General features: G+C 66.5%; 9 protein-coding genes and 1 pseudogene. 7 read left to right on the top strand and 3 right to left on the bottom strand.

The genetic code is table 11. The features are described 5' to 3' along the window. Together QRT08_RS16755 and QRT08_RS16750 are read right to left on the bottom strand one after the other, a co-directional pair. A pseudogene (locus QRT08_RS16755) lies at positions 1–245 on the bottom strand (hypothetical protein); the annotation flags it as partial. Positions 246–374: 129 nt separating this feature from the next. Then, positions 375–2,324: a twin-arginine translocation signal domain-containing protein gene (locus QRT08_RS16750; protein WP_286047121.1), complete on the bottom strand. Its 1,950-nt coding sequence runs from the start codon at positions 2,322–2,324 to the stop codon at positions 375–377. Positions 2,325–2,540: 216 nt separating this feature from the next. Between QRT08_RS16750 and QRT08_RS16745 the strand changes: the two genes are divergently transcribed. The 5 genes from QRT08_RS16745 (at position 2,541) to QRT08_RS16725 (ending at position 7,472) form a co-directional block, all read left to right on the top strand. Next, on the top strand, positions 2,541–3,665 hold the full coding sequence (locus tag QRT08_RS16745) for a polysaccharide deacetylase family protein (protein ID WP_286047120.1): 1,125 nt from the start codon (positions 2,541–2,543) through the stop codon (positions 3,663–3,665). Between the two features lie 100 nt (positions 3,666–3,765). After that, positions 3,766–4,638, top strand: a complete 873-nt coding sequence (locus QRT08_RS18945) for a winged helix-turn-helix transcriptional regulator (RefSeq protein ID WP_286047119.1) — start codon at positions 3,766–3,768, stop codon at positions 4,636–4,638. Further along, positions 4,628–5,086 (top strand): response regulator, encoded by a 459-nt coding sequence (locus QRT08_RS16735; protein ID WP_286047118.1) that lies wholly within the window; start codon positions 4,628–4,630, stop codon positions 5,084–5,086. Before QRT08_RS18945 ends, QRT08_RS16735 begins: the two co-directional genes overlap by 11 nt. After that, positions 5,076–6,152, top strand: a complete 1,077-nt coding sequence (locus QRT08_RS16730; RefSeq protein ID WP_286047117.1) for an ATP-binding response regulator — start codon at positions 5,076–5,078, stop codon at positions 6,150–6,152. Before QRT08_RS16735 ends, QRT08_RS16730 begins: the two co-directional genes overlap by 11 nt. Before the next feature lie 75 nt (positions 6,153–6,227). Beyond that, the gene (locus QRT08_RS16725) at positions 6,228–7,472 is read left to right on the top strand and encodes a glycosyltransferase (RefSeq protein WP_286047116.1); all 1,245 of its coding nucleotides are present in this window, start codon (positions 6,228–6,230) and stop codon (positions 7,470–7,472) included. Between the two features lie 127 nt (positions 7,473–7,599). Here QRT08_RS16725 and QRT08_RS16720 read toward each other — a convergent pair whose 3' ends face one another. Continuing rightward, on the bottom strand, positions 7,600–8,592 hold the full coding sequence (locus QRT08_RS16720) for a DUF1616 domain-containing protein (RefSeq protein ID WP_286047115.1): 993 nt from the start codon (positions 8,590–8,592) through the stop codon (positions 7,600–7,602). A 329-nt stretch (positions 8,593–8,921) separates the two neighbouring features. On the opposite strand from QRT08_RS16720, the gene QRT08_RS16715 reads away from it, so the two are divergent. Both QRT08_RS16715 and QRT08_RS16710 read left to right on the top strand, forming a co-directional pair. Then, positions 8,922–10,010 carry a DegT/DnrJ/EryC1/StrS family aminotransferase gene (locus QRT08_RS16715; protein ID WP_286047114.1) on the top strand — a complete coding sequence of 363 codons (1,089 nt, stop codon included), beginning with the start codon at positions 8,922–8,924 and terminating at the stop codon, positions 10,008–10,010. Further along, positions 10,003–10,980: a Gfo/Idh/MocA family protein gene (locus QRT08_RS16710; RefSeq protein WP_286047113.1), complete on the top strand. Its 978-nt coding sequence runs from the start codon at positions 10,003–10,005 to the stop codon at positions 10,978–10,980. The genes QRT08_RS16715 and QRT08_RS16710 overlap by 8 nt, the downstream gene beginning before the upstream one ends. The last annotated feature ends 69 nt before the right edge of the window (positions 10,981–11,049 follow it).

Below are 11,049 nucleotides of genomic sequence, written 5' to 3'. Positions count from 1 at the left end.
TCTTCGGCGACCTGGCGGAGCGTGGAGGTGATCGAGCTGTCGCCGTCGTTGTCGGCGCCGGCCTCGACGACGTTCACTACCCTCGAGTAGTCGGAGGTGTCGGCCGAGCGACTGCCGGTCGAATCGTCGGAGTCGTCCGCGCTCGCGAGTGATCCGAGAAGGGGTGTCGCCGCGAGTCCGCCGACGGCACCGAGATAGCCGCGTCTGCTAACGGAACTGCGCTCTTCGTGGTCGTGGTCTCGCATTTCGTTCCCACGACAGCAACTGCTATTCGTAGTCCTTTCGAAACCCGGAGCGTCTCAATACAATACAGGAAATTTGACAGAACAGCCGACTGCTCGAACCGGTTGATGGGAGGGCCTGCGTCAGCGGGTTCAGACGAGGTCGATCTTCGCGCTGTCCGCACCGCGGGTGTCGCTGATCTGTCGGAACTGGCCGTGTTCGTCGTTGAGGACGCCCGAGACGTACGCCTTCCCGCCGCCGAAGCGGACGGCGATCGGGTCGTCCGAGAGCGTCTCGTTGGCGCTGCCGACCGACTTCCGCACCGACTCGATGACGATGCCGGTCGCGGTCAGCGCGTGGGCGTTGGCGCTGATCGCCGAACGGGTCGCGCGGATCGTCGTGCCGTTGATCTTCGCCGACTCGCAGGCGCGCGAGAGTGAGATGCCGTTGCCCCAGTAGTACTCGCCCGAGTCACCGTCGCGCGAATCCGCCTCGAGGACGCCGCCGTCGACGTAGATGTTGCCCGCGGTCGCCGACCCGCCGTGGGTCGAGATGGCGTGCATCGAGGCACCCGTGATGTAGGGATTGTTGATCTCGACCTCGAAGACGCCGTTCGCGAAGTCGATCCCGCGGCGACACTTGTGCACGCGGGGGTTGTTGATGGTCGTGTCCGTCGAGTGGGCCACCTGGAGGGCCTCGCCCTGGGCGCTCTTTCGGCCCTTGGGGTTCGTCGCGACGGGGTTGTCGTAGACCGTGCCGAGGCAGTAGTCGACGCGGTGGGCGTAGTTCTCGTAGTCGCGGACCTCACAGTTCTCGAAGCGGCCGTTGACACAGCACTCCATGCGCAGGGGGATCTCCCCGCCGACCGTCTTCAGGTTGCGGAAGACGGGGTTCTCGAGGGGTTCGAGCCGGTGGATCTCGATCTCGTGTTCCCCGCCGTCGAAGCCCATGTCGAAGTACGTCTGGGTGGCCTGGTCGAGGACGAACCACGACCCCGAGGTGTACTCGATGCTCGCGACCTGACACTTGTAGTTCGACCCCGTCCGGAGGGGGTGCTGGTCGGACCAGCTCGTGTAGCCCGTCTCGATGAGGACGTAGTCCCCGTCCGAGAAGCCGCTCGTCCCTTCGGTGTTGACGCTGCGTTCGCCCTTGCGGATCGACCCCGTCGGGACGGTGGTCGTCTCGGGGGTCGCGCCGTTGTAGTGGCTGCCCCGGAAGTGAAGCCCGCCCGAGTCGCCGAAGTCGAGGGTGGCGTTCTCGCCCTCGACGACCAGCGACTTGCGCACGACGTGCAGGTCGTCGAGGCGGAAGGTTCCGTCGCGGAACTTGATCTTGTCGCCCGTCTCGGCACACGCGACGACCTCGCGAAGGAGGTCGTCACAGCGGTCGGACTCGTCGAGGCCGACGTTCTCCGCGAGGGTTCGCATGTCGAACACCTTTCGATCGGCTCCTTCGACCTGTGCCGCCGACATGGTGAGGTCGGCCGTCGCCACCTCCAGGTTGAAGAAGTAGTACCAATACTCGTTCGGTTTGTCGTAGTCGCCGGGCTTCGAGCCGCCGATCACGTTGAGCGGGCTCGACGTCTCGCGGAACCAGTCGTCCCACGCGACGCGCCGGAGCGGGAAGCTCCCCTCGCGGGTGAGGAGGTACTCGCCGCCCTCGGGGACGTACATGTCGAGGGTGATCTGCTGTCTCCCGCCCGTGGCGTCGATCTCGCGCTCCGCGATCGGCTCGAACCGGCTTCCGCCGTCGTAGCGGGCCAGGACCGCCGTGAACGTTCCCGAGCGCTGGGCGTCGATCGTCGCGCCCTCGATGTGGATCGGTCGGCTGGTCTCGAAGTGGATCCCCCACCGGCTCGCGGTGTGGTAGCCGCCGTCGACGTCCGGTCCCACGCGCCGGTGCGGGATGACCGAGCCGATGGCGAGCTCCGCGGGGGCGTTCTCGAGTTGGGGAACGACGATTCCCTCGTCGGTTCCCTCGTCCGCCGCGGCCTGCGTCGTGCCGACGGCCGCGACGGCGCCCGCCGCACCGGCCGCCTTCATGAAGGTCCGTCGGGAGAGCCCCGACGACGATTCGTTCGTGGTGTGTGGATATTCAGTCACGCTTACTCACGAATTCAAAAAATACCAGATAACATATTAATATAAGCTTATATGAAGGTAATCGGAGGCGGTTACCGCCGAGTAAGCACTCGATACGGTCGATATCGGTCGATTCAGCCGGCCGGTTCCGACGCCCGATCGGTCGTCGTGGAAGGGACTGGCTAGCGGAATTTATCCGATGTATAAATAAAGGTCGGGGCTCGGATACTATGGACGATGACGAACACCACTGGATTTCGCTCGGGTCGCCGGTCGTTCATGCGGGCGATCGGTGCCGGGGCGGCCACGATCGGCGTTTCGGGCCTGTCGGCCACCGCCGGCGCCCAAGACGAGGGCGACGAACCGGCGGGCTACCTCTCGCTAATCTACGACGACGGCCCGGCGGAGGACTACGAGATGTACCAGGTCCACCGGCGCTACGACGCGCCGGGTTGCATCGCGGCCTGTCCCGGCCTGATAAACTCCTCGAGCGAGTGGCTCAGCAGCGGCCGACTACTGGAGATGTCGGACGCCGGCTGGGAGGTCATGTCCCACACCGTCGACCACCGGGCGCTCGGCGAGGTGCCGATCGCCCGGGACATCGAGGCCGGAGACACCCGAATCTACCCCGAGGTGGCCGTCCACGGTCGGTTCGAGGGCGATCCGATCGTCGTCTTCGACGAGACCGGCACCGAGGCCGAGGCGACCGTCGCCGGGAATGGCGAGGACGGGACCGGCTCCTACATCGAACTCGAGGAGGGGATCGCCGAGGGCTTTTCGGCCGCCTCCACCACGCGCGTTCGGTACACCGAGGAGTTCCTCCGCGAGATCCTCGCGGACTCGCAGTCCCGACTCGAGGGGTACGTCGGCGAGGGGCAGGTCACGAACTTCATCTACCCGTACGAGCGCGACGACGGCCTCGTGAGCGAACTCGTCCCCGAGTACTACGCCGCGACGCCCCAACGGGACGGCGTCGGTCTCAACCCCGAGTACCAGCCCGAACCCTACGGCCTCGGGCGCCGGTACATGGAGACCGATCGAATGGACGAGGCCGAGATCGAGACCTTCCTCGATAACGTCGCCGAGGAGCCCGACTACGGCATCCTCGCCGGCCACAGCCAGTACGACACCCTCCCGCCCGAACGAGTCGATTTCGTCCTCGACCAGGCCCGCCAGCGGAACATCGAGGTCGTCACCGTCCAGGAGGCGCTCGACGTCTTCGGCGTCACCGACGCACCCGAACCCAGGGTGAGCGCCAACGAGTCGGGAGAGGAGGAGGCTCCCGGCAGGGAACCCGGCGAGGAGGGCTCGATGGGGCTTCTCGATCGGATCATCGCCTTCTTCAGATCGCTGTTCAGCTAGCGACCATTCTTATTTTTAGTGTTATATTTCTAACTTTATTTAATCTAGATAACGTATAATAAATTACGGAGGAGCCCGTACGGGGAGTAGGCGATAGACGGTGACCAGCAACACAGATCGGGCACAGCAGGTCGTCGACACCGTCGACCTCATATCGAAGAAGTGGCATCCGGTGATCATCCATCGGCTCCTCGACGAGGGGCCGTTGCGGTTCAACGAACTCAAAGAGCGGATCGAGGGGATCTCGGCGAAGGTCCTCACCGACGGTCTGGAGGACCTGACGGAGAACGGGCTCCTACGGAGGACGGTGGTGAGCGAGTCGCCGCTTCGCGTCGAGTACGCGCTCACGGACACGGGACGCGAACTGCAGGAGGCGCTCGAGGCGCTCGCCGCGTGGGGCGACCAGCACCTCGACCCCGATCCGGATCCCGTGGTGTTGATCGTCGACGACGACCCCCGACTCGTGAAGATGCACGCCGGTTGGCTCGAGACCGACCACACCGTCGAACGGGCGTACGACGGCGAGGACGCCTTCAGGAAACTCGACGAGTCGGTCGACGTCGTTCTGCTCGATCGGCGGATGCCCGGGATCTCCGGCGAGGACGTCCTCGCGCGGATCCGCGAGTGGAACCTCGACTGCGGGGTGGTGATGCTCTCGGCCGTCGAGCCGGACTTCGACATCGTCGACATGGGCTTCGACGCCTACATCGTCAAACCCGGGTTCAGGGAGGAGGTCCGCGAGACGGTCACCGACGTGCTCGCACGCGAGGTACACGACGAACCCCTCCGGGAGTACCTCGCGCTGTCCGCGAAGGAGTCGCTGTTGCGCGCAGAGAAGTCGGCGGCCGAACTCGACGCCAGCGACGAGTACGACCGGCTTCGACGCCGCATCGAGGCGCTCGAATCGGAACTGGACGATCCCGTCGACGCCGCCGACGACCCCCAACTCCGGGCGTTGGTCAATGACGCCTGAGCGAACCGACACGGAGCGAGTCCTGCTCGTCGAGGACAACCCACACGACGTTCGCCTCGCTCGTGAGGCCATCGCGGAGGCCGACAGCTCGATCGAACTCGACGTCGTCACCGACGGGATCGCCGCGATCGACTACCTCTTCTCCCGGGGCGAGTACGCCGACGCCACGACCCCGGCGTTCGTCCTCCTCGATTACAACCTCCCGAAGCGCAACGGCGCGGAGGTGCTCGCCGCCGTGAAGTCGGACGATATTTTGCGTAGGGTACCAATCACTATTTTTACTACCTCTGACTCGAAAGATGACGTCGTTCGGATGTACGACCTCCACGCGAACGCCTACGTCACGAAGCCCGAGACGGTCGACCAGTTCGTCTCGATCATCGACCACCTCGAATCGTTCTGGCTGTCGACGGTGACGCTCCCGCCGGTACGCCGCCATGAACACTAATCCCGCGTTCGGGGCGGTCCTGCTGATCGAGGACAACCCCGGCGACGCCCGACTCATCGAAGAGATGCTGCGCGAACACCGGACGGATCCGCCGATCGAGTTGATCCACGAGTCATCGCTCGGCGCGGGACTCGAATCGCTCGTGGGGAGCGACCCCGACGTGCTCTTGCTCGACCTGCAACTGCCCGATAGCACCGGTCTCGACACCCTCGAACGCGTCCTCGGGAAGACGGAGACGGTCCCGGTGATCGTCCTGACCGGGATGCCCGAGGCGAGCCTCGGGATGGAGGCGGTCTCGCACGGCGCACAGGACTACCTCGTGAAGGACGACGTCACGCCCGAGGTCCTCGCGCGCGCGATTCGTTACGCGATCGAACGGAAGAAGACCGAACGCGAACTCAGGACGCGCACGCGCGAACTCGCCATCCTCAACCAGCTCACCCGTCACGACATCAGAAACGACATCAGCCTCGTCGTCGGCCGCGCCCGCGAGGTCGCAGAACACGTCGAACCGCGCGGACAGGACGCAATCGACGAGATCATCCAGTCGAGCAACCACATCCTCCAGCTGACCCGCACCGTCGGCGACATCGTCGAGACCGTCACCGACGACGAGGAGGTCGACCTCCACCCGGTCGTCCTCTCGCAGGTGCTCGCGACCGAGGTCGAGAAGGCCCAGGGGCTGTATCGCGGCGTCGAACTCTCGATCGAGGGCGAGGTGGCGGGGCTCCGGGTGCGCGCGAACGACCTCCTCTCGTCGGTCGTCGGCAACCTCATCAGCAACGCCATCTTCTACAACGACAAGGACGTCCCTGTCGTCCGGCTCTCGGCCGAACGGATGGATGAAACGGTCGTGATTCGTGTCGCGGACAACGGCCCCGGCATCCCCGACCGGCGCAAGGAACGGATCTTCGCCGAGGGGGAACGGGGCGAGACGAGTTCGGGAATGGGGATCGGCCTCTCGCTAGTCGACCGCCTTGTCACTCAGTACGACGGCGAGATCTGGGTCGAGGATAACGAGCCCGAGGGGTCGGTGTTCTGTGTCGAACTCCGCCGAACCGAGTAGCATACGACACCGATAATAAGGTTCGCCCTCCGAGAACGAGTACGAGAATGATCGACGGAACCGATTCCAGTACCCATGTCTGACCGCCTCGACGTCGCGTTCGTCCCCGCGGAGTGTCCGGGCAGCGACGGCACCGGCGCGACCCACAGTTCGACGATCTACATCGAACGGCTCTCCCATCACCACGACCTGACGGTGTACGTCTCGACGCAGATGGACGCCGCGGAGGCGACGCTTCCCGCGCAGGACCGCGTCGAGTACGTGCTCCACGACCGCCTCCCGAAGCTCCCACACCCGATCTACACGAAGATGGACGCCCTTCGCGATGAGAGCGCCGCCCTCGAGAGCCACGATCTGGTCCACTCCTACTCCTCGGCGTTCATCCCCGTGCTCGCCGACCTCGACGTGCCGACGCTCCTCACGCTCAACTCCTATCTACCCATCTGCCCGAAAGCCGACATGATGTACCACGGCGAACGCAAGTGCTCGGGGCCCGGCCGGCTGAAGTGTGCGACCTGCGTGCCCGCGACGGCGATGAAACGCCGACAGGGACTCGAGGCCGAGCTCCGACAGGGCTACGTCTCGATGGGCCAGATCCCGTTCGTCCGCTCCTCGATGGCCCACGCCGACGAGATCACGGCCTACCACGCGCTCTCGCCGCACCTAAAGGAGGACTACGCCGATCTGGGATTCCCCGCCGAGGCGACGACCGTCGTTCCCCACTTCTACGACGAGGAGTTCTACCGGCCGCGCGATGGGCCCGCCGACCTGACCGAACCGATCACCGCGCTCTACGTCGGCGCGCTCCAGGACATCAAGGGCGTCGAGACCCTGATTCGGGCGCTCGCCCTGCTCCGGCGGGCCGGGCGCGAGGTCGAGTTGCAGGTCGCCGGCCGCGGCCCGCTCGAGGGGACGCTCCGCGAACTCGCGGCCGACCTCGGCGTGAGCGGAGCGATCACGTGGCTCGGCTACGTCGATCACGGCGAACTGCCCGAGCTCTACCGGTCCTCGGACGTGTTCGTCTATCCGGGGATCATCGACGAGCCGTTCGGCCGGGTCATGCTCGAGGCGCTCGCGACCCACACGCCGATCGTGAGCGCCGACGTCGGGAGCATGGACTACATCGTCGGCCCCGCCGGGACGCTCTTCGAGCCCGGCGATCCGGACTCGCTCGCGGACGCCTTCGGGACGCTCTGTGACTCGTACGCCGACCACCGGGGGGCGATCCCCCACCAGCTCGAACGCTTCGCGCCCGGGACGGTGATCGAGTCGCTCGGCTCGCTCTACGCCGACGTCGCGACGACGCACACCATCCGATAGAACGACTTCTTCCCGGCGGACTCCTATATCGACTCCGCGCGCCGTGAGCAGTACGGAAAAACTGTGGTGAACCGTCACCGAGCCCCGATCCGGCGGGCGAACGCCGTCGACGCGACGGAGCCCGTGCTTAGCCGGTGAACGCGAGGCGGGTGGTCTCGTCGGCGTTCTCCGGCGACGGGTCGTCCGGCACGTCGCCGTGATAGAGGAGGAACCAGACGTAGACGTCGCCGTCGGCCGTCGGGCCGGCGTCGTACGAGACCTGTTCGGTCCCGCCGTCCTCGACGGTCGTCTCGAACCGGTCGAGTTCCTCCGCGCCGTCGACGCTCTCGACGGTCCGGCCGTCGTCGCTCAGCGTCACCTCCTGCTGGTAGACCACGGTGGTGTACGTCTGGGTCTCGCCCTCGTGGTTCTCGATGGCGATGGTGATTGGGGCGGTCTCGCCCGCCGAGAGGTCCGTCGGCAGGTCGGTCGAGGTCAACTCGCCCTCGTCGTTCTCCGAGAGCAGGTAGAACTCGGTGTGGGGCTGCTCGTTCGGTAGCGACGGGGCGGCGACCCCCATGTAGACGCCGCCGGCCAGCAGCGCGAGGAGGCTGAAGACCAGAAAGACGTTCAACAGGAGCTGCCGTTCGTTCTCCGGTTCGAACGGCCCGCGCGTCTCGCCCGGGCGTCGCCGCTGGACGGTGAAGAGCCCGGCGACGGCGCCGAGGTGGACGCCCGACCGCACGCCGTAGCGGCCCTCGGCCGGGTGCCTGGCGCGTCGAACGAGACCGAGCAGTGCGAACAGCACCGTCCACCCGACGACGGCGACGGTGATCGGAAGCAAGGTGATCCCGTACGGCGTGAAGTTCGCGGCGTACGCGATCATCGCGACGACCGCGAGGCTCACCGCGACCGAGAGGACGACCCGTTCGAGGGTCCCGAGGCCCTTGCCGTCCTCGGCGGGGGCGTCGGGGAAGAGGGCGCTGATGAACGCGTACCCGGGCAGCAACAGGACGAGCGGGAGCGCGAGCGCGACGCGGATCGGCGTGAAGGACACCTCCGCCACGAGGATGCCGCCCGCGGCCAGCCCGCTGAAGAGGAGGACCACGAACAGGTCGCCGGTCCACTGGTGGACTCTCATTTCCCCCGCCTACGCGAGGTGCCTTGAAAAACCCCCCGACAGTCCGATCGGCGGTACGCGTCGATCGACCGACACGAACGCCGCCGCGGCTAGCGATTTCCTCCCGATTATGCACCGCTATCGCGGGTTAATGCGTTTATAACAAAGGCACCCTCACTCTAGGCACGCGGTGAGCGCGGGATGTCACCCGCTACGAGTTCCACCATGCAACTACCCCCACACCACCCCGCTACCGAGGTCGACGGATCGCACGCGGAACACGACCACGCCCGGCCACGCTCGACGGCGGCGAGCGATCCCGCCGTTTCGCCGTCGCCCGGAGGCCGTCGATGATCCCGATCGCGAACCCCGACATCGGCGACGGCGAACGAGACGCCGTCGAGGAGGTCCTCGACTCGGGCTACATCGCCAGCGGCGACGTCGTGACCGCCTTCGAGGAGGCGTTCGCCGAGTTCTGTGGCGCCGAGCGCGGCGTCGCGACCGCCAACGGCACCGCCGCCCTCCACGCCGTCTGCGAGGCCCTCGACGTCCGGGGGCGGGCGGTGATCACCACCCCCTTCTCGTTCGTCGCGACCGCGAACTCGATCCGACTGGCCGGCGGCGAACCCGTCTTCGCCGACATCGATTCTAATACCTATAACCTCGACCCCGACGCCGTCGAGTCGATCCTCCGCGACCGCGAGGACGTCGCGGCGATCATGCCCGTCCACCTCTACGGCCTGCCGGCGGACATGGACCGGTTCGCGGAACTCGCCGCGGAGTACGACGTCGCGCTGATCGAGGACGCGGCCCAGGCCCACGGCGCGGCCGTCGACGGCCGGCGCGTCGGCTCGCTCGGCGACGTCGCCTGTTTCTCCTTCTACCCGACGAAGAACATGACCACCGGCGAGGGGGGGATGGTGACGATGGACGACCCCGACATCGAGGCGGGGGTCAGGGGGTTCATCAACCACGGCCGCGACGGGAGCGCCCAGTACGCCCACACCGCGGTCGGGCACAACCTCCGGCTGACGAACATCGCGGCGGCGCTCGGACGCGTCCAGCTACAGCGGCTTCCCGACTTCACCGAGGCCCGTCGGGAGAACGCCGACCGACTGACCGAGGGGCTCGCCGAGACCGCCGTCGAGACGCCGGCGGTGCCCGAGGGCCGAACGCACGTCTACCACCAGTACACGGTCCGAACCGACGGGCGGGACGCCCTCCAGAGCGCGCTCGAGGAGCGGGGCGTCGACAGCAAGATCTACTACCCGACGTGTATCCACGAACTCGACGCCTACGAGGGCTACGACGCGGACGTGCCGAACGCCACGCGCGCGGCCGAGGAGGTGCTCTCGTTGCCGGTTCACCCGAACCTCTCGTCGGCCGACGTGGATCGGATCGTTGAAGCCGTCGCGGACACAGGGATACGACATGTCTGAACAACCGCCGGTCCGTGCGGGCGTCATCGGCGTCGGCAGCATGGGGCAGAACCACGCCCGGGTCTACCGGGAACTCCCCGAGACCCAGCTCGTCGGCGTCCACGACGTGGACACCGAACAGGCCCGGTCGGTCGCCGAGGCGTTCGGAACGGCGGCCATGGAGATGGACGACCTCCTCGATTCGGTCGACGTCGTCTCGATCGCGGTGCCGACCCAGTTCCACTACGACACCGCACGGGAGTGCATCGACGCGGGCGTGAGCGTCCTCGTCGAGAAGCCGTTCGTCGAGGACCTCGAGGACGGCCGCGAGCTGATCGGGTTGGCCGAGCGACAGGGCGTCGTGTTGCAGGTGGGCCACATCGAGCGGTTCAACCCGGCGGTGATGACGCTGAAGGACCTGCTCGCTGACCTCGATATCATCGCGTTGGAAGCGCGCAGGCTCGGCCCGCCGGTCGACCGGGACATCGAGGACACCGCCGTGATGGACCTGATGATCCACGACATCGACATCATCCTGTCGATCCTCGGAGAGGAGGCGAGGGATGTCTACGCCGCGGGGACGCGCGGGTCGGACTACGCGACCGCGACGATCCAGACCCCCTCGGGCAGGATCGGTCAGCTCACCGCGAGCCGCGTCACCCAGCAGAAGGTCCGCGAACTGACGATCACCGCGGAGAACTGTCGGGTGATCGTCGACTACATCGACCAGTCGATCGAGATCACGCGCCAGTCGCTTCCCGAGTACGTCAAACAGGAGGGCTTTCGCTACCGTCACGAGAACATCGTCGAGCAGGTGCTCGTCGAGCGCCGCGAACCCCTGAAGAACGAGCTCTCGGCGTTCGCGGAGGCCGCACGGACCGGTTCCGAACCCGTCGTCACCGGCGAGGACGGGCTTCGGGCGCTCTCGCTCGCGCGCGAGATCGACGAACTGGCCGGCCGCGAGACGCCGCCGCCGACCGATACCGTATAGCACGATTTATGTATCACATACTAAACACTCCGGGGAGCGACAGCCTCCTATAGCCCGCACGCGAACGAA

It is taken from the genome of Halalkalicoccus sp. NIPERK01 (assembly GCF_030287405.1).
GTDB lineage: Archaea > Halobacteriota > Halobacteria > Halobacteriales > Halalkalicoccaceae > Halalkalicoccus.
This window is presented reverse-complemented; position numbering and strand designations above follow the sequence as displayed.

Bases quoted from the DNA above. Each gene is read 5' to 3' on its own strand.
- QRT08_RS16745 (WP_286047120.1), top strand. From the start codon at position 2,541: ATGACGAACACCACTGGATTTCGCTCGGGTCGCCGGTCGTTCATGCGG.
- QRT08_RS16735 (WP_286047118.1), top strand. From the start codon at position 4,628: ATGACGCCTGAGCGAACCGACACGGAGCGAGTCCTGCTCGTCGAGGAC.
- QRT08_RS16730 (WP_286047117.1), top strand. From the start codon at position 5,076: ATGAACACTAATCCCGCGTTCGGGGCGGTCCTGCTGATCGAGGACAAC.
- QRT08_RS16725 (WP_286047116.1), top strand. From the start codon at position 6,228: ATGTCTGACCGCCTCGACGTCGCGTTCGTCCCCGCGGAGTGTCCGGGC.
- QRT08_RS16720 (WP_286047115.1), bottom strand. From the start codon at position 8,592: ATGAGAGTCCACCAGTGGACCGGCGACCTGTTCGTGGTCCTCCTCTTC.
- QRT08_RS16715 (WP_286047114.1), top strand. From the start codon at position 8,922: ATGATCCCGATCGCGAACCCCGACATCGGCGACGGCGAACGAGACGCC.
- QRT08_RS16710 (WP_286047113.1), top strand. From the start codon at position 10,003: ATGTCTGAACAACCGCCGGTCCGTGCGGGCGTCATCGGCGTCGGCAGC.